General features: G+C 41.9%; 19 protein-coding genes. 2 read left to right on the top strand and 17 right to left on the bottom strand.

From position 1 onward, the window contains the following. Positions 1-97: 97 nt before the first annotated feature. From H9648_RS16075 to H9648_RS16025, 12 genes are all read right to left on the bottom strand, one after another. The gene (locus tag H9648_RS16075; RefSeq protein ID WP_225218944.1) at positions 98-901 is read right to left on the bottom strand and encodes a glycerophosphodiester phosphodiesterase; all 804 of its coding nucleotides are present in this window, start codon (positions 899-901) and stop codon (positions 98-100) included. Between the two features lie 207 nt (positions 902-1,108). Further along, complete coding sequence (locus tag H9648_RS16070; protein ID WP_191754827.1) at positions 1,109-1,969, bottom strand: Cof-type HAD-IIB family hydrolase; 861 nt, start codon at positions 1,967-1,969, stop codon at positions 1,109-1,111. 128 nt (positions 1,970-2,097) lie between these two features. Continuing rightward, positions 2,098-2,229, bottom strand: a complete 132-nt coding sequence (locus tag H9648_RS20905; protein WP_263600344.1) for a hypothetical protein — start codon at positions 2,227-2,229, stop codon at positions 2,098-2,100. Between the two features lie 96 nt (positions 2,230-2,325). Then, positions 2,326-2,631: an AzlD domain-containing protein gene (locus H9648_RS16065; RefSeq protein ID WP_191754826.1), complete on the bottom strand. Its 306-nt coding sequence runs from the start codon at positions 2,629-2,631 to the stop codon at positions 2,326-2,328. After that, a complete protein-coding gene (locus H9648_RS16060) occupies positions 2,624-3,349 on the bottom strand; it encodes an AzlC family ABC transporter permease (protein WP_404825760.1) in 726 nt (241 codons plus the stop codon). Before H9648_RS16060 ends, H9648_RS16065 begins: the two co-directional genes overlap by 8 nt. 78 nt (positions 3,350-3,427) lie before the next feature. Continuing rightward, a complete protein-coding gene (locus tag H9648_RS16055; protein ID WP_191754825.1) occupies positions 3,428-4,492 on the bottom strand; it encodes an undecaprenyldiphospho-muramoylpentapeptide beta-N-acetylglucosaminyltransferase in 1,065 nt (354 codons plus the stop codon). 433 nt (positions 4,493-4,925) lie between these two features. Then, positions 4,926-6,359, bottom strand: coding sequence for a dihydrolipoyl dehydrogenase (gene lpdA, locus H9648_RS16050; RefSeq protein ID WP_191754824.1), 1,434 nt, complete (start codon positions 6,357-6,359; stop codon positions 4,926-4,928). After that, a complete protein-coding gene (locus H9648_RS16045) occupies positions 6,360-7,637 on the bottom strand; it encodes a dihydrolipoamide acetyltransferase family protein (RefSeq protein WP_191754823.1) in 1,278 nt (425 codons plus the stop codon). Positions 7,638-7,650: 13 nt separating this feature from the next. Further along, complete coding sequence (locus H9648_RS16040; protein ID WP_191754822.1) at positions 7,651-8,646, bottom strand: alpha-ketoacid dehydrogenase subunit beta; 996 nt, start codon at positions 8,644-8,646, stop codon at positions 7,651-7,653. Further along, positions 8,646-9,710 (bottom strand): pyruvate dehydrogenase (acetyl-transferring) E1 component subunit alpha, encoded by a 1,065-nt coding sequence (gene pdhA, locus H9648_RS16035; RefSeq protein ID WP_191754821.1) that lies wholly within the window; start codon positions 9,708-9,710, stop codon positions 8,646-8,648. Before pdhA ends, H9648_RS16040 begins: the two co-directional genes overlap by 1 nt. 15 nt (positions 9,711-9,725) lie before the next feature. Further along, positions 9,726-10,826 (bottom strand): Leu/Phe/Val dehydrogenase, encoded by a 1,101-nt coding sequence (locus H9648_RS16030; protein ID WP_191754820.1) that lies wholly within the window; start codon positions 10,824-10,826, stop codon positions 9,726-9,728. Positions 10,827-10,919: 93 nt separating this feature from the next. Further along, positions 10,920-11,315, bottom strand: a complete 396-nt coding sequence (locus tag H9648_RS16025) for a thioesterase family protein (RefSeq protein ID WP_191754819.1) — start codon at positions 11,313-11,315, stop codon at positions 10,920-10,922. Positions 11,316-11,470: 155 nt separating this feature from the next. Here H9648_RS16025 and H9648_RS16020 point away from each other — a divergent pair, with 155 nt between their 5' ends. Further along, positions 11,471-11,881: an HIT family protein gene (locus tag H9648_RS16020; protein WP_191754818.1), complete on the top strand. Its 411-nt coding sequence runs from the start codon at positions 11,471-11,473 to the stop codon at positions 11,879-11,881. A 182-nt stretch (positions 11,882-12,063) separates the two neighbouring features. Here the strand turns inward: H9648_RS16020 and H9648_RS16015 are convergent, their stop codons facing one another. From H9648_RS16015 to H9648_RS16000, 4 genes are all read right to left on the bottom strand, one after another. Next, entirely contained in the window at positions 12,064-12,483 is a 420-nt protein-coding gene (locus H9648_RS16015) for an AhpC/TSA family protein (protein WP_191754817.1), read from the bottom strand. Positions 12,484-12,640: 157 nt separating this feature from the next. Continuing rightward, a complete protein-coding gene (locus tag H9648_RS16010; RefSeq protein ID WP_191754838.1) occupies positions 12,641-13,360 on the bottom strand; it encodes an SDR family oxidoreductase in 720 nt (239 codons plus the stop codon). 362 nt (positions 13,361-13,722) lie between these two features. Continuing rightward, a complete protein-coding gene (locus H9648_RS16005; protein WP_191754816.1) occupies positions 13,723-15,057 on the bottom strand; it encodes a sodium-dependent transporter in 1,335 nt (444 codons plus the stop codon). A gap of 36 nt (positions 15,058-15,093) precedes the next feature. Further along, positions 15,094-16,044: an NAD(P)H-dependent flavin oxidoreductase gene (locus H9648_RS16000; protein ID WP_191754815.1), complete on the bottom strand. Its 951-nt coding sequence runs from the start codon at positions 16,042-16,044 to the stop codon at positions 15,094-15,096. A 66-nt stretch (positions 16,045-16,110) separates the two neighbouring features. On the opposite strand from H9648_RS16000, the gene H9648_RS15995 reads away from it, so the two are divergent. Continuing rightward, positions 16,111-16,626, top strand: a complete 516-nt coding sequence (locus H9648_RS15995; protein ID WP_191754814.1) for a gamma carbonic anhydrase family protein — start codon at positions 16,111-16,113, stop codon at positions 16,624-16,626. A 68-nt stretch (positions 16,627-16,694) separates the two neighbouring features. Here H9648_RS15995 and paaX read toward each other — a convergent pair whose 3' ends face one another. After that, positions 16,695-17,588, bottom strand: a complete 894-nt coding sequence (gene paaX / locus H9648_RS15990) for a phenylacetic acid degradation operon negative regulatory protein PaaX (RefSeq protein WP_191754813.1) — start codon at positions 17,586-17,588, stop codon at positions 16,695-16,697. Positions 17,589-17,773: the final 185 nt, after the last annotated feature.

Genomic DNA, 17,773 nt, shown 5'->3' with positions numbered 1-17,773 from the left:
ATACCCCATAAAAAAACTCCCCTTAAGATAAACAGATTTTTTATTTCATCTGTCTACCTAAAGGGGAGCATATCACAATGTCAGCTGCTTTTCTTCGTTATTTACCTTTTTTCACTTCATGCAGAAGATCAGGGAAGTTTGTGAAAATACCTGTTACACCCCAGTCGATCAGTTTCTGCATTTCTTCTTTTTCATTTACAGTATACGGATGGATCTCGAGACCGTTCTGAACCACTTTTTGTACATACTCGCGGTCGATCATATCGCTGTTTGGCCCGATTCCCATCGCATATTGTTTGATGGATTGCACTTCTGCATCACTTAACTTAGCAGGAGTTGTATATTCTAAAAGCTGAACAAGGTTCACAGTCGGATCGAGCTTGTTCATCTTTAATAGACTTTCAGAGCTGAATGATTGAACCAACAGCTTATCTTTATTAATTCCGTACTCATTTACTTCATCAAGAAGCTTTTGTTCCATACCCGGATAAACTTCAGGTGATTTTGTTTCAATATAATAGTTTGCATTCTTCCCAAACGCCTCAAATACTTCTTTCAATGTTGGTACTTGAAGTCCTTCGTATTTTGCTTTTGCATGCTCCGGGTATTGCTCATTGAACCAGCTACCTGCATCAAGCTCTTTGATCTCTTCCAGAGTATGATCTTTAACTAGACCAGTTCCGTTCGTTGTACGATCTAACGTCTCGTCATGCATAGCGATCAACGCGCCATCTTTTGTCATTTGAAGATCAACTTCAATGTAGTCTCCATGCATTCTTTCACCCATCTTATAAGAAGTGATCGTGTGTTCTGGTGCATAACCAGAAGCTCCGCGATGTGCAACATTTAAGATGTCTTTATGCTTTTCTTTTGCATCAACCATTGAACTATCAGCCCCCATCAATGTAAGACTTAGTGCTAAAGCTCCTATACCCGTTTTTAATACTTTCTTCATCATGTTGCACTCTCCCTTTGTTGTAAGTGAACTACTTTGTCACTGTAACAAGGGAATGTGAACCTGCTTTGGCATTTCTGTAAATCACATGTGAAGTTTTTGTATACTAAAAAAGCTTGTCCGAAATGTTCGAACCAGCTTTTGTAAGTGTTATTATTTTTGTTCTAAGAATTTCTTGATTGCAAACGAGACACCACTCTCGTCATTTTCTTTCGTAACAAATGAGGCCATCTCTTTTACCTCATCAACAGCATTTCCCATCGCTACAGGAAAACCTGCCACTTCTAACATGGAAACATCATTATAGTTATCACCAATTGCCATCGTGTCTTTTAAAGAGATTCCTTTAAGCTCAGCATACCGTTGAACCGCCACACCTTTTTGTGCTTCACTGTTGGTAATCTCTAAGTTGTTATCAGCAGAAGCACTGACTGCGAGAGAATCAACACCTTTTAAATGCTGAAAAGCACGTTGAAGTTTTGCTGTATCACTTGAAAAGGCAAGGAATTTATAAACCTCAATACCATTCTCACTTAAAAGTTTATCAAAATCTCCAACAACACTCACTAATCCTAATCGGAAACGACGAAGAGCCGCTTTTTGAACGTCGTCATCTGTAGCTTCTGGATTGGAAGTTAATACGATATCTTTCATCACTTCGTAAGCTTTTTCACGATTATCTGTAAATGTTCCTTTGCTTGTGTAGAGTTCATAATAAATATCTTCTTCGTCCAGAATTTTTTTGATATCCTCGTACTGCTCAAACGTTAAAGGAATGGAAGAGAGAATCTCCCACCCTTCTGATCGAATCTCTGCACCATTCACACAAATAAGCGGCAGATGAAGATCTGCATCTTCTAGCGTGTGTTTGGCTTCATCATAAGAGCGACCTGTAGCGATTACAACATGATGGCCATCGTTTACAGCTTTTTTAATGGTTTCGCTGTTCTCTTTTGTGACTTTTAACTGTCTATTAACTAGAGTTCCATCCATATCAATTGCGATTAATTTCATCTAAATCATCCTTTATTGCTTAGTCCATTAGTAAGTGTACCCATAATTGAAAGCTTGTTAATCATTATTTGAAGCTTATCAGGTAACAAAAAAAAGAGCTATAGATAGCTCTCTGATTTTACAAATTATTAATCTTTATAGATAAAAGATTGTACAACGTCCGTTACAGCATGGAAAATCTCAACTGCTTGAAAAGAGAGTACAGATAAAGCTGAAACGGAAAATAAACCGATTAGTACAAAACGAACGAAATGAGGCATCTTGTATCTCCTCCTTTTATTTGTGATTATACGCCCACCTTTTCAACAAATCAATTCATAAGGTGTAATATTCACAAAGTAAATTATGACAATATCCTACAAGAACGTATAACCGTACAAAACGAAGATTGAAGATAGCACGACCACGATTACATTTAAGTTCAACCAAGCGGCGATAAATGCTGCTGCAGCGCCTATTCCTCCATATAGATAATTTTCTGGATTAATGGTTAACACACCTGGAAAAATGAGAGCACCTAATATAGCAAAAGGAACGTTCTTCAATATCCCCTGTATCTTTGGATGGAGATGGTTCGTATGAAAGAGAACGAGCGGCAACATCCTAGGAATATAGGTTACAATTCCCATCCCGACAATTACCCACATTAATTGTTCACTCATCCCTCTCATCCCCCTTCATAAAAAACTCGATTGAAACGGCAGCGATTAAAGTAGATAGAATAATTCCCCATCCACCTTTTAAAGTGGGAACGAAAGAGAAGATTGAATTTAATACCGCTGCACTTGAGGCAAGAGCAATGACTTTCTTGCTCTTTTTGGCAGCAGGTACGAGTAGTGCGATAAACATCGCATAAAGCGCGATACCCATACTGTCCTGCAGCGATTGTGGAAGTCCCGATCCCATCACATAACCTACCCCTGAAAAGATTACCCAACAGCTATATGCAACGATTCCCAATCCAAGCAAATAGCTTCCTGTGATTTTTTTTTCGGGTGAGGTCGCAGCAACAGAAAAAGTCTCATCCGTAATGAAAAAAGCGTAGATCGCACGCAGCCATTTAGGGTCATCCTCAGCACGCTCCTTTAGAGACGCACTCATCAGAAGATGCCTAATGTTCATAATGAAAGTGGTCAGGATTAGTTCTGCAGCACCACTCATTGCCACAATCATCGATAAGGCGATGTATTGCGAAGCACCAGCAAACACGATAACACTCATGCCTATCGTTTCAAAAAGACTTAACTCTGCAGCTTTAGCGAGCAGACCAAATGTAAAAGCAACTGGCATATAGCCAATCGCGATCGGCAAACCAGCTTGAACACCTTTCTTCCAGTATGCAGGTGTTTCTTCTCTATGTACGGCAGGGCTTGGCATCATCTTTTTTCATCTCCGTTTTATATGATGTGGAATCTATTAAATTGTAAGGGGTCTGTCCCCGGGACAGACCCCTTATCATTATTTCTGTCCTGTGATCGTGCGTAGAATAAGGTCTACACTATCAGAAGCTTTAAATGTGTCCATGTTTTTCTTCATCTGCTCTTGATCATCTTTCAGATCTTTTAAAGAAGTGATCAATGTTACTTTTGTAAGTTCTTCTTCATAAAGAACGTGGCAAAATCCCTGTTTTTCAAAGGATTGCGCATTAAGGATCTGATCTCCTCTGCTCGCCGCTCTTGAAAGCGGGATAAGCAACATCGGTATCTTAAGCGTCAGCCACTCAAAGATACTGTTCGATCCAGCACGAGAAATCACGAAGTCTGTTGCTGCAACCACATCCGGAAGTTCACTTTGAATATACTCAAACTGTCTGTAGCCTTCTGTATTTTTCAAACTCTCGTCTACGTTGCCCTTTCCACAGATGTGTACGATCTGATAAGAACGTAACAATTCAGGCAGTGCTTCTCGAAGAGCTTCATTGATCTTACGTGCACCTAAGCTCCCACCCATTATTGTGAGTACAGGGAGATGGCTTCGGAAGCCTAAGAAAGACAAACCTTTCTCTCTTGAACCTTGAAGCAGTTCATCGCGAATTGGTGAACCGGTCACAATCGCTTGCCCTGCTGCAAAATGTTTCTTTGCTTCATCGAACGTTACAAAAATCTTAGAAGCAAACTTAGCTGAGATTTTGTTAGCCAGACCTGGCGTAATATCTGATTCATGGATATAAACAGGAATCTTTCGCATCCATGCTGCGATAACCACAGGTACAGCCACGAAGCCTCCTTTTGAGAAAACAGCATCTGGCTTTAATTTTCCGAGCTTCAAATAAGCCTGTGCAATACCTGCTGCCACTTTAAAAGGATCTTTTATATTTTTCAAGTCAAAATAACGACGCAATTTCCCGCTAGATATACCATGATAGGGCACGTTCGTACCATCTTGAATCAAACTTTTTTCGATACCATCAACAGAACCGATGTAATTCAAGTCCCATCCCATCTTCTCCAATTTAGGTATTAAGGCAAGATGCGGTGTTACGTGTCCAGCTGAACCACCGCCAGTTAAAACTAACTTCTTCAAACAGCATTCCTCACTTCTTTTATATCCGCCGTGCTTTTCTATAGCGGATGTTATCTTATCGCCATTTTAATATATGTAGCCCAAAAAAGAAAATGGCATGTGAGTGATAATTGTTTGTTTATTCTGATTGAATATCACATTTTGAACGTTTTTGCTTGAGGTGATTCCTCTAATAGCTAAATAAACGTCATTTCAGTGATCGAAAGAATTTCCTACTGATACCAGCAGGGGTATAAGCATAGCTAATTCTAGAAATTCAGGAATTAATCCTAGAAATTCCGGACTAATTCCAGCGAGTTTGGGCGATAATCCGGCGAGTTTTGATCATTTATCAGCGAGATGACATAACTCGACAAACTGCAGACAGCCATATACCCTCAAACCCAACAAAAAAACGGCCCACAAGACCGTTTTTTTCACATCATCATAACAATCATACAGAGCTTTTCTCTTTTTTGCGAGCTGGCGGTACATGAATCGCTTTACCGCTCGCGCTTTCGATCGCTTCAAGCCATGCTTCGTTCAAAGCTGGATGCGCATAAACCGGGTAAGCCAAATCTTCTTCACGCGCAACCATCTCAAGTGCAAATGTTCCGGCTTGAATCATTTCGATAGCGCCAGCTCCCATCATATGAATGCCAAGAACAACATCACTCTTCGCATCCATCACCATCTTGGACAATCCTTCTTTTTGACCTAGGATGGAAGCAAACCCATTGCCGCTCATTGAAAATTGCCCCGTCTTCACTACATAGCCCTCAGCTAAAGCTTGCTCTTCTGTCAGACCAACTGAAGCGATCGGCGGATTCGTATGAACGACATAAGGAACCAGGCTTAAATTGAACGCAGACTGCATTCCCGCCATATGTTCAGCTGCCGTCTTTCCTTGTTTGATCGCTTTTGACGCTAACTTCATCCCAATCGTGCAGTCACCAGCAGCGTAAATGTTAGAAACAGAACTTTGGCTATGCTCGTTTACGATAATAAAACCGCTCTGGTCACGTTCGATCGAGATCGCTTCAAGTCCAAGCCCCTCCACATTTGGCGAATAGCCAGCGGCAAACAACACATGAGACGTCTCGACAGAAACTTTTTCATCACCGTCTTTTTTCAACGATACGGTTACTGAATCAGCCATCTCTTCAGCACTTTCCCAGAGATGATTCTTAAACACTTTTATCTTATTTTTCTTTAGTACACGCTGCAGTTCTTTTTCAATGCTAGCATCAAGACCAAAACCATTACGGGGTATGGCTAACGTAACATCACTCCCAAGCTGTCTATAAGCCATGGCTGCTTCTAGCGCGAAATAATCATCACCATAGATGAATAGACTTTCAGGAAGCTCACTCAACTCCCATAACGTATGGGGTGTCATGATTCTATGTGATAGCTTTGCCTGTTCTGGCAATAATGGTGAACTTCCTGTCGCGATGAGCGCATGCTCAAATTCATACATCTCAAAATGATGACCAGAATCGATACCTATTCTCTCACCGGACATAAAAGATGCTGTACCTGTTAAATGCTCGACTTTGTTTGCTTTTATCAGGGCTTCTACTCCCTTTTGAAGTCCATCTACGACCGAAGAATAGTAGTTTGAGAATGTATCATATTCAAAACTTGCTTCTGAAACTGAAATCCCCATATTTTTAAACTGAGAAAGGTTTGAAAAGTTAGAAGCAGACTGTGTAAGGCTCTTTGAAGGAATACATCCTTTATGAAGGCAAACGCCGCCCAACTTTGCTTTTTCGATCAGCGTAACTTCCATTCCAAGCTGTGCCGCACGGATTGCGGCATGGTATCCGCCAGGTCCGCCTCCGATAATAACCAGTTGTCGTTTTGTTGCAAAATCACCTACAACCATCTATATCAGCTCCAGTGTCATGAAGTAAGGATTCTCGATGAGTTCTTTTACGCGGTTCGTGAACATGACAGCCGTTGCACCGTCTGCCACTCGATGGTCAAACGACATAGATACGTTCATCATAGAACGGATCACGATCTCATCTCCGATCACAACAGGCGTCTTCTTTGTTTTATGAAAAGCCATAAGCGCAACTTCAGGATGGTTGATGATCGGTGTTGCTGCGATCGAGCCGAGCGGACCAACGTTTGAGATCGTAAACGTGCTTCCTGTTAAGTCAGAACTTTTCAGCTTGTTCGTCTTTGCACGTGTGATCTTGTCTTTCATGTCAACCGCGATGTCTCGTATATTTCTCTGTTCCACTTTTTGAATCACCGGTACGATCAAGCCTTCATCAGAGTCTGTGGCGATGCCGATATTTACGTTTTTCTCAAGACGAATAACTTCCTTTTCTTCATCCAGCTTTGCGTTAAAAATCGGGAAATCTTTTAATGCGATCTGAATCGCTTTTACGAACAACGCTGCAACAGACACGTTCATGCCACGCTTGTTATCTGGGTCCATCGCTTTAAGCTGTTTCTTCAGATCCATGACAGCTGTAACATCGATCTCTTCAAAATGAGTAACATGCGGAATCGTCGCAAGAGATTGAACCATTTTCTTCGCGATCTGCTTCCTGCGTCCTTTAAAAGGAATTTCTTCCGGGTCACTTGTTGAAAACACTTGAGTTGAAGCAGTCGCTTTTGCTTGCAAAGAACCAACTGGTGTTTCCTCTGTTTCTGCTGCTTTAGCAGGCTGATCCATAAAGTTATAAACGTCTTGATCTGTCACTCGTCCACCAGATCCTGTACCCACTATCTGTTCGATATCCACACCGTTCTCACGCGCAATTTTTCTCGTATATGGAGCAGCTAGAACACGTTTGTTCAGTGTTGCGATTCCGCCCGAAAAGGCAGTGTGACTTGGTGCTTTAACGATTTTTTCAACGACCGGCTGATCTTTACTTTCTAGAGCTTCTTCTCCTTTTTGAGAAGATGGCGCAGATGCAGCATCAATCGTTAAGATGACAGATCCGACAGTCACTACATCCCCCTCTTTTACCTTGATGTCTTTAATCGTTCCGGCTGCTGGTGAAGGAAGTTCGGCCGTTACTTTATCCGTTTGAACCTCTACTAAAGGCTGATCAACTTTAACGGAGTCTCCGGCTTTTACGAAAAAGTGTATAACTTCTCCTTCATGCATACCTTCACCGATATCATGCAATTTAACTTCTACCACTCACACTCACCTCCTAAAATTGCGTTACTTTTTCAATCGCTTGAACAACACGATCTGCACTTGGCAAATAATGATCTTCTAGTGCAAACATTGGCACCGGAGTATCAAAACCTGTTACTCGTTCGATCGGCGCTTTCATATAAAGGAAAGATGTATCATTGATCAATGACATGATCGTTTCTCCCAGCCCACCTGTTCCCGGTGCTTCGTGAACAATGACGGCACGACCCGTTTTTTGTACACTTTCAGCGATCATTTCTCTATCTAACGGATAGAGTGAACGAAGGTCAATCACGTCACACTTGATCCCTTTTTCTTCTGCAGTCTTTGCAGCTTTCATTACAACTTCGATCATCGCACCATAAGCAAAAATTGTTACATCGCTTCCCTCTTGTAGACGAGCAGCTTTCCCGAGTGGAACATTGTACTTTCCTTCAGGTACATCCATCTTTGTACTTCTGTAACAGCGCATCGGTTCTAGAAATAGGACTGGGTCAGGATCTTCAATCGCTGAAACAAGCATTCCTTTTGCGTCATACGGATTAGATGGAACAACAACCTTCATTCCTGGCATCCCCGTAAATAAAGCTTCAACAGAATCAGAATGGATTTCAGGTGCACGCACGCCTGCTCCAAATGGTGCCCGAATGACCATTGGCACTGTAAAATGTCCAAGTGTTCTCGCACGGATTCGAGACGCATGAGTCATGATCTGATTGAACGCAGGATAGATGAAACCAAGAAACTGCATCTCAGCGATCGGCTTAAAACCGTTCATCGCAAGTCCGATCGATGTACCGATAATGCCAGATTCAGCAAGCGGTGTATCAATAACTCGCTTCTCTCCAAATTCAGCAACAAGACCATCTGTTGCACGGAACACCCCGCCGTTCTGTCCAACATCTTCACCAAGCACGATAACGTTCTCGTGCTCTTTCATCATCACTCTCATGCCGTCTGTTACAGCTTGAACCATCGTTAATTTTTTCGTATCAACTAGCGTTGTCATTAGCGATCACCCCTTGAATGAGCGTATGCTTCTTTTTGGCTTTCGATCGGCCACGGATTTTCTGCGAACACATGATCAAACACATCGTTATAATGCGGTGCTTGTGCTTCTTCCATCTCTTTAACTGCTGCCTCGATCTCAAGCGTTAGTGATTCTTGAAGGTCTAGAGCCCATTTCTCATCCCACATGTTTTCGTTCTTCATAAATCGCTCAAGTCTAAGAATCGGATCTGTCGTTTCACGACGATTCACAGATTCTTCTTGGTTTCTATATTTCGAAGGATCATCTGCTGTTGTATGAGCTCCATAACGCCACGTTACAGCTTCAATCAACGTTGGTCCTTCCCCTTTTCTAGCACGTTCGACCGCTGTACGTGTGTGGAAATAGACGGCGAATACATCATTACCATCTAATCGAACGCCTTCCATCTCATACGCTACTGCTTTTTGAGCGATCGTTTTACTTTTCATCTGTTTTTCGATCGGCACAGAAATGGCAAACCCATTATTCTGATTAAAGAAAACAACTGGAGCGTTAAACACGCTAGCAAAGTTTAACCCTTCATGAAAATCACCTTCTGATGTAGCTCCATCTCCAAAGTAAACGATTGAAGCACGATCTGTACCTTTTAACTTTTCAGCCCAAGCTGCCCCAGTCGCATGAAGAAGCTGTGATGCGATCGGAACCGCTGGAGGAAAAATGTTCTTCCCTTCTGGAGGGATACACCCTTCCTGACGGCCTTTCCAATAAAGAAAAAGCGTTTTTAGCGAATGACCAAATGTCATCGTTGCCGCATGATCTCGATAAGTCGGGAACATCCAATCGCCCTCACCCATCACCATCGCGCTTCCAATCTGGGATGCTTCTTGCCCTTCAAAAGGAACGTACGTACCAATTCGTCCTTGACGCTGCAGGTTTACCCCTTTACGATCAAAAAGTCTAGAACGAAGCATCTTCGTGTAAAGCTCTTTCGTTAATTCCTCTGTGATCTCACCGCGGTATGTTTCATCATTCCACTCACCGTTCTCGTTAATGATCTGCATCTTTGGAAATAACTTTTCCATGGATAGAATCCCTCCTTAGTTTCGAACTTGCCATTTTGGTCTTCGGTTGTGAGCGAAAAAGCTGTTTCGTTTCGAACGAGCTGCAAGTTTTTCCTCACAGAAAAGATTTGCTGCTTCCATTGTAGATATCTGTTTTTTCGTGCTCTCACTATAGATCTGGATCAGACTGTCATAGATTGCTCTTGTTTTTGTTAATACACGAGCTTTATTCGGTCCATAAAGCTCATCAGCTACCTGAATGAGCCCTCCTGCGTTCACAATATAATCCGGACCATATAGGATTCCTTTTTGTTGCAGGTAAAGCCCATGTTTATCTTCTAAAAGCTGATTGTTGGCACTACCAACTATCGCTTTAACTTTCAACTGTTCGATCGTCTCGTCGTGAATGATTCCTCCTAACGCGCAAGGTATGAAGATGTCAGCGTCCACCCCGTAGATGTCGCTTCCCTCGACTACCTCCACATTTCCAGGCAGCAGTTCTGCTCGTTCTTGAATCATCTTTAACGCTTTTTCGTTAATATCCGTTACATAAATCTGCGCACCGGCAGCGAGCAGTTGCTCTGCGACCTTAAACCCTACTTTTCCTAATCCTTGTATCGAGTAGGACTTACCTGCGAGTTCATCTGTACCTTCGAGAGTCTGAATCGTAGCTTGAAGGCCATAGATAACTCCTTGTGCTGTTGGAACAGAAGAGTCGCCGCTGCCGCCATATTCCTCGGGTACCCCGACGATACAATTCGTTTCTTTTAACGCGTGAACAAAATCATCAGGCGTCGTACCCATATCCGTTCCTGTATAAAAGCGACCGTTTAAAGAATCTACAAACTGTCCGAATGCACGAAACAACTCTGGTGTACGATCTGTCGTGGGGTCTCCGATAATGACCGATTTACCCCCACCGAAGTCAACATCTGCACCTGCACATTTGTATGTCATACCTTTTGACAGTCTCAGAACGTCCTCAAGTGCCTCATCCACCGATCCGTACGGTCTCATTCTGCATCCGCCGAGTGCTGGGCCGAGTGTAGTGTTATGTATAGCGATAATTGCTTTGAGACCTGTTGATGGATCGTTACAAAAAACAACTTGCTCATGCTGTGATATTTTTTCAAACATGTGTAAATCCCCCTAGTGTGTCTCTCGTTACTCTATTTCTTTTTCGCTTTGCTGCTTTAAAGTGTAAGCGCTTTCATAATTGAACAAAAAAATTTAAATCTTCATTTCTTTTATTTTTTGTGAGATTGCTTCTCGTGGCAGAATATATTGTGTTACTTCTCCTTCACCTGCTATTGCTTTACCGTTATAGACGGTCACATCACATATGACAGCTTTACCTTTTACTTCTCTTAACGTTGCCGTTACAGTAAGCTCAGCGCCTTCTGGTGTCGGAGCCATATGCTTGGCTGCAACTCCTCCGCCGATTCCTTCTTCATGCTCTTCAAGATATGGCAATATAACCTGTCTCGCTGCCCATTCCATATGATAGACCATGCTAACCGTTGAATAGGCTGGATGGACAAGCTTTCCTTCAAATTGAGCAAACATATCGGGTGTAACGGTAGCTTTGATGGTCGCACTTTGGCCAACATTCATGCCTGATTTCATGCACACACCTCATATCTTTCATCTAATTTATATAACGTTTTCTTAACGTAATCATAACATTTTGTGTGATATCCGGTCAATGAATCCCCAGAATTGTTTGATTTGTAAGAAATATGAAAAATGTGCAAAAATGGTTCTGGAGGTGTTTTAATTAAATGGATGATTGTATATTTTGTGATCCCATGAGTTTTCCAGAACAAAAAATAGTGTTTGAGAATGAGAGCTGCTACTTTTTGCAGAGTCCGAGAGCTCAGGACATTTTACAAGGTGCGGGATTAATTATTCCAAAAGCTCATAAACAGACTGTATTTGATTTAAGTGAAAAAGAGTGGAGAGATACATATGAATTGATGCAGCAAGCAAAAAGATTGCTAGACTCAGAATTTTCACCTGATGGCTACAGCACGGGCTGGAACGTAAATACAGTAGGAGGACAGAGTATTCCTCACGCTCACTTTCATATCATCCCTCGATTTGAGGACGAGCCGTTTGCCGGCAGAGGAATACGTTCGTGGATAAAGTCGGAGGATAACCGCAGGCCTGGCAGTGTAAATAAGGCATTATAAAAATCTGCTATTCCACTTTTTATGTGATTGATGATCATTTCTATTTGATTCGTCATCTTTTTTATATGATTGATCACCATTTTTATGTGATCGATGCTGTTTTTTATGTGATTAAGCTTAGCGGACGCTTCCTACCCCATGAAAAAGCTGATATAGCATTTGCTATATCAGCTTTATTCTTATCATTTCCGCAACTGCTCCAATACTTCGTCGACTTTCGCATGATCTTCAGGAGTGTCATCCACGTGCTTCCACATAACATCTCCATTCCGATCAAACAGCCACGAACTTCCTTGAATGTTCACATCTTGATTTTTCACTGCGCTTAAAAAATGCTTTCTTTCCTTCTTATCTTTAGGCACAATGTCGCTTATCTTAACTTCACCTTTTAAGAGATCGGCCCCTACAGACAACATGCTTTTCACGGTCGTCATGTGGTGGTTCCCCATCTCCTCGTATAACTCAAGCTCCGGATCACCATAGATTTTAAACGGAAATGGGCCATGTACATTCAAAAACTCTTCGATTTGATCACGATTAGCTGGTGACACGGCTACAACCTTAACATCTGAACGTTCAAACTTCTCAAATGACTCACGCAACTGCGCAAGGAACTCTTGATAGTATGGTCAGCCAAGGTGTCTGACTAACACCACAAATGTTTTATCTTCACCAAACAATTCATGAAATGTAACAGATTTTGAACCTTCAATGGATAACACTTCCTGATCTAGTTTCAATCCAGATCGCCTCCTCGTATTATACGTTCGGATATTCCTGAGAAAGAGGGTGAAGCATGATCTCATCAACGACCATATGCTTTGGTGCGCTCGCCATGTAAGCAACAGCTTCTGCGATATCATCAACTTTTAACCAGTCTTCTTTAAAATCAAGACCTTGTTCAGAATCAGCAAAGTACGTATCGATCGCTCCTGGGTTCACAGTACCTACTCGTACTCCAAATTCTCTAAGTTCTTGTGCTAGAGACCCCGAAAATCCTTGAACCGCGTACTTTGTAGCTGTATAGACAGAGCCGTTCGCAATCGTTCTGCGACCAACATCTGATGAGATCGTGATAATCGTTCCCTCTTTTCTCTCTTTCATATGTGGAACAACCGCTGTACTACATAAGAATACACCTTGAACGTTGACTTCAAACATTTTTTGAAAGTCTACTAATGAATGTTCTTCTGCTAATTTAAACTGTCCTATACCAGCATTGTTTACTAGAATATCAATGTTTCCAAACGCTTCAAACGTTTGTTTAAATAATTCTGCTACGTCCGCTTCATTTGTCACATCGGCTTTTATGGCAAGAACATCGAAACCTTTAGCTTTTAACTCTTCTCCGGTTTTGAAGATACCATCAGAAGAACCAACGATCGCTAATTTTGCTCCTAATGTTCCTAGCTTTTCTGCTATAGCTTTCCCACACCCGCGAGTTGCTCCCGTTACTACTGCAATCTTGTCTTTCAACATCATTCATTCTTCCCTTCACTTCTGTATTTCACAAATTCTATTATTAACACAAAAAAGGCGCTAAAACCAATTATGGTCCGCGCCTTTCCCATTTTATTAGCTTTTCTTCAAGTCTGTTATAGCATGTATTTTGCTTTATATGAAAGTAGTTGATCTCCGTTTCAGACGCTCGCTTTCCGGGGGGCGTGCGGTGAGCCACCTCGGCACTTTGCGCCCATAGGTGTCTCACCTGTCCCGCTGATCCCCCAGGAGTCTCGCATCTTACACTCCAATCAACTTGTCAATGATGCCTTTGAAAATACCCAAAAGGCACAAATCTCTGAGACAAGAAGCTTTTTTATCGTTAGCAAAAAAGAATATTTTTAAAAAAGTCCAAGCATGTTAACGAATACGATGATGATTACAACAGGAACAACATAACGGATCAGCATAAGCCATAGCGCAAAGCCTTTTACCGAAACAGAGGAACCTGCTCTAAACTCTTGAAGAAGCATCTCTCTAGGATAACGATAGCCTACAAACAGCGCGATGAATAACGCACCTAAAGGAAGCAGGATGTTACTAACTAAATAGTCGAGTTGATCAAAGATAATCTTATCAAACAGCGTGAAATCTGACCATACGCCATAAGACAAAGTAGATGGTACTCCGAATGCAAAGATAAGGATACCAATGATCCATGACCATTTTGCACGGTTCTTAAGTTCACCCTTTGTGATTGATGCAACGATGATCTCTAACATCGAGAAAGCGGATGTAAGGGTCGCAAACAAGAACAATGCCAAGAACACGATAAAGAATAACTGTCCAAAAACGATCTGATCAAAAACGGCAGGAAGTACAACGAAAAGCAATCCAGGTCCTTCTGTTGGTTCTAGACCTAATGAAAATACACCTGGGAAGATCGCTAAACCTGCTAATAAGGAAATCAATACGTTCAGTAATACGATCGTTGTCGCTGATTTTGTAAGACTTTCTTTTTTACTCAAATAAGAGCTGTACGTTACCATTACAGAGATACCTACACTTAATGAGAAGAAAGACTGACCTAATGCAAATAGGATATCGTCTCCACCGATCTTAGAAAAGTCAGGAAACAAGAAGAACTTTACGCCTTCCATCGCATTATCAAGCGTTAATGAACGAATAATCAAAACAGCAAACAAAACAAAAAGAGCTGGCATCATAATTTGGTTTGCTTTTTCGATACCGTTCTTAATCCCGCGACTTACAACGAAAATCGTGATCATCATAAAGATGAACTGAGAGATCAAAACCGGCCATGTACTAGAGATCGATTGGCCAAACATTTGACCAAAGTCATGATTAAAGAAGTCCCCGGAAAAACTTTTACCCAGGTAGAGTACGATCCATCCACCGATTACACTGTAAAATGATAATAAGATAAATGCTGTCGCTACACCCATTCTGCCTAACCAAGGCCATGCAGAACCTGGCGCGATCTTTCGATAAGCAGAAACAGCCTCTTTTTGCGCTCCTCGGCCGATAACAAACTCAGCCATCAATAGTGGAAAACCGATTAGAAACGTAAACAACAAAAAGAGGATAAAAAAAGCTCCCCCGCCGCTAGTACCGGCGACATAAGGGAATTTCCAAATCGCACCGAGTCCGATTGCTGATCCTGCTGCAGCTAGAATAAAGGCTAACTTTGACGTCCACTGGTCTTGCTGATTCATAATTACATACACCCTCCTGTTACTATAACTACTGAATTAGATGAAACGATTGTTTAACATACTTACTGCTTCTCTTGCTTCTTTCATCATGGTCTCTAGCAGATCTTTTACGCTCGGCACATCTGAAATCGCACCCGCGATCTGACCGCTATTAATAAAACCGTTCTCCAAGTCCCCTTTTACAGCTCCTAAAATATGATGATCTTCTGAGGTGTGTGTAATAAACTCTTCAGGTGAGACGCCATTTTTTTCAAGTTGAATTAACTTTTGAGCATAAGGTGTATCATAAATTCTTCTGATCTTTCCTGTTGAGCGGCCAACGATTAACGTGTTGGTATCATCTGCCTCTACTAAGGAAGTTTTGTATCTTTCATGAAAAGGCGCTTCCTTTGTTGCAATGAATCGAGTTCCCATCTGAACACCTTGGGCACCAAGAGCAAATGCAGCTGCCATACTGCTCCCATCAGCAATACCTCCAGCAGCGATGACAGGAATCTGTACGCTTTTGGATACCTGCGGCAACAGAACCATTGTCGTTGTCTCATACGGTGAGTTAAGTCCCGCTGCTTCATAGCCTTCAGCCACTAGCAGATCTGCCCCTGCTGCTTCGGCTTTTTTAGCATGATAGACAGAAGCCACAACACAAATAACCTTTAAGCCGTGTTCCTTTAGTTTCGGTATGTAAGGAGCTGGATTGCCTGCAGATAAGGAAACAACTTCCACTTTATGTTTGATCAGAAGTCTAAGAATTTCTTTTACATTTGATGCAACGGTTAAAGGTACATTAACAGCAAATGGACTGTCTGTCATCCCCTTTGTTGCAATTATCAAATTTTCTATCTCTTCAGGTGACATCGTACCAGCACCGATTGTGCCTAACCCACCTGCATTTGATATAGCAGAAGCTAGTTCTGCATTACTAACATTTCCCATTCCGCCTTGAAGGATTGGATACTGAATGTTTAACAATTCACAGATGCGATTCAATTTCTCCACTTCCCATTCTAACCTTTGTTATACTGAACCTATAACCTGTTACGAGGGAGGCTCATAATGAAATACACGTTTAATGGCAAAACACCAGATGTTCATGAAAGCGCTTTTATCGCGCCTGGGGTTCACCTAATTGGCGACGTCACTGTAGAAGAAGGAGCTAGCGTCTGGTTTAACTCCGTTCTTCGAGGTGATGAAGGACCGATCTTCATCGGCAAAAAGACTAACGTTCAAGACAATTGCACGCTACACCTCTATGAAGGATATCCCCTCATTCTAGAAGATGAGGTGTCGATCGGTCACAACGTCATCCTGCACGGATGTACGATTAAAAAAGGCGCACTCGTTGGTATGGGTTCTACCATTCTTGATGGTGTAGAAATTGGTGAACAAGCCTTCATCGGTGCGAATACACTGATCCCTCCCGGCAAGAAAATACCGCCGCGTGTCATGGTCATGGGGTCACCGGGTAAAATCATACGCGAACTGAACGACGATGATCTAAAGCTCATTCAGCTTACGATCGACACGTATTATGAAAAAGGGAAACAGTTCCGTGACGAATTAAAAGAATAGTAGAAAAGCACTTTCGTACGATAACTTGCGAAAGTGCTTTTAAAATTGTCCAATCTAGCTAGATAGTTTTATGACCGGTTCTCCTGAATAAGAGGATGATTAAGAGCATCAAACTCTGAATCTTTCTTTAGATCGTTTCCATCCGAATAGATGCTTTCAAAGAAACGACTTGCAGGTCCTGCTAATGCTCGGTAATAATCACTAAAGAGCGAAGCTGCGTGATCCCCTAGCCATTCTGCATGAAGTAGCTCCTTCGGAAGACCTGGATCGATAAACAGGAACTTACGATATTCGTGAACAAGCTTTGTACGCTCTACAAAGCACTCTCCGTCTGTCATCTCACCTTTTTCAATCTTATTCTTATGGATCACATATTTTTGAGAATACGTTACGATGAACTCGTTGTATTTCTCGTTAATGTCATTCAGATCCCAACACTCAGAAACTAGCTTTTCATTCTCATTCGGACCATTGTAGACCGCTGTAAAAGAATGAACATAGTCTTTGATCTCATATTTATCGATCATGGATTGAATCTGCTCAGAGTATGCGTGCGGTGAGATCCAGAAGCTGTTAGCGAGTAGACCAAATCCGCTCCAGACCAGTTCTTTTCGAAGCTCATCACGAATGCTTCTTTTCTCTTCAGGAATCGTATAGGTGAACATCATCCATTCGCCGTTCCACGGTTCCTGTTGCGCGTTAAAAATTCTCTTGGCTGCTTCGTCCATCCGCTTTTTTCCACGCTCCGTTAAAAAATAATAACTTTTATTGCCTTGTTTTCTAGCTGCGATCCAGCCTTGCTTATTCATTCTGGAAATCGCTGCTCTTACGGCCTGTTCGTTGTGACCAAACTCTTCTAACAATCGAATCAAGCTGCCGATCCATATCTCACTGCCATAATGCCGGATATAGTCTCCGTATAAAGTGAATATCATGGAGCGTGTGTTTAAACTATTCTGCATGTTCATACCCTCATTTGTACCTGTTATTGTCTGTACAATCCTACCATAAAGAAAACTTAGCCGACATCAAGTCTTTCACGTCAGAACTTCGTTGCACTTATATTATCGAATTAAATCTGTAACCTGGTCGAAAATCATTGTACAAAAAAGTTACACTCTATGATAGTGGAATTATTGAGACAGAA

The organism is Fictibacillus norfolkensis (assembly GCF_014836645.1).
In the GTDB taxonomy this organism is placed as follows: domain Bacteria; phylum Bacillota; class Bacilli; order Bacillales; family Fictibacillaceae; genus Fictibacillus; species Fictibacillus norfolkensis.
The sequence above is the reverse complement of the archived record's forward strand: the minus strand, read 5'-3'. Positions and strand labels throughout refer to the sequence as shown.

Coding starts and splice junctions, on each gene's coding strand:
- H9648_RS16075 (WP_225218944.1), bottom strand. CDS start 901: ATGGGGGCTGATAGTTCAATGGTTGATGCAAAAGAAAAGCATAAAGAC.
- H9648_RS16070 (WP_191754827.1), bottom strand. CDS start 1,969: ATGAAATTAATCGCAATTGATATGGATGGAACTCTAGTTAATAGACAG.
- H9648_RS20905 (WP_263600344.1), bottom strand. CDS start 2,229: ATGCCTCATTTCGTTCGTTTTGTACTAATCGGTTTATTTTCCGTTTCA.
- H9648_RS16065 (WP_191754826.1), bottom strand. CDS start 2,631: ATGAGTGAACAATTAATGTGGGTAATTGTCGGGATGGGAATTGTAACC.
- H9648_RS16060 (WP_404825760.1), bottom strand. CDS start 3,349: ATGATGCCAAGCCCTGCCGTACATAGAGAAGAAACACCTGCATACTGG.
- lpdA (WP_191754824.1), bottom strand. CDS start 6,359: ATGGTTGTAGGTGATTTTGCAACAAAACGACAACTGGTTATTATCGGA.
- H9648_RS16040 (WP_191754822.1), bottom strand. CDS start 8,646: ATGACAACGCTAGTTGATACGAAAAAATTAACGATGGTTCAAGCTGTA.
- pdhA (WP_191754821.1), bottom strand. CDS start 9,710: ATGGAAAAGTTATTTCCAAAGATGCAGATCATTAACGAGAACGGTGAG.
- H9648_RS16030 (WP_191754820.1), bottom strand. CDS start 10,826: ATGTTTGAAAAAATATCACAGCATGAGCAAGTTGTTTTTTGTAACGAT.
- H9648_RS16025 (WP_191754819.1), bottom strand. CDS start 11,315: ATGAAATCAGGCATGAATGTTGGCCAAAGTGCGACCATCAAAGCTACC.
- H9648_RS16020 (WP_191754818.1), top strand. CDS start 11,471: ATGGATGATTGTATATTTTGTGATCCCATGAGTTTTCCAGAACAAAAA.
- H9648_RS16010 (WP_191754838.1), bottom strand. CDS start 13,360: ATGTTGAAAGACAAGATTGCAGTAGTAACGGGAGCAACTCGCGGGTGT.
- H9648_RS16005 (WP_191754816.1), bottom strand. CDS start 15,057: ATGAATCAGCAAGACCAGTGGACGTCAAAGTTAGCCTTTATTCTAGCT.
- H9648_RS15995 (WP_191754814.1), top strand. CDS start 16,111: ATGAAATACACGTTTAATGGCAAAACACCAGATGTTCATGAAAGCGCT.
- paaX (WP_191754813.1), bottom strand. CDS start 17,588: ATGCAGAATAGTTTAAACACACGCTCCATGATATTCACTTTATACGGA.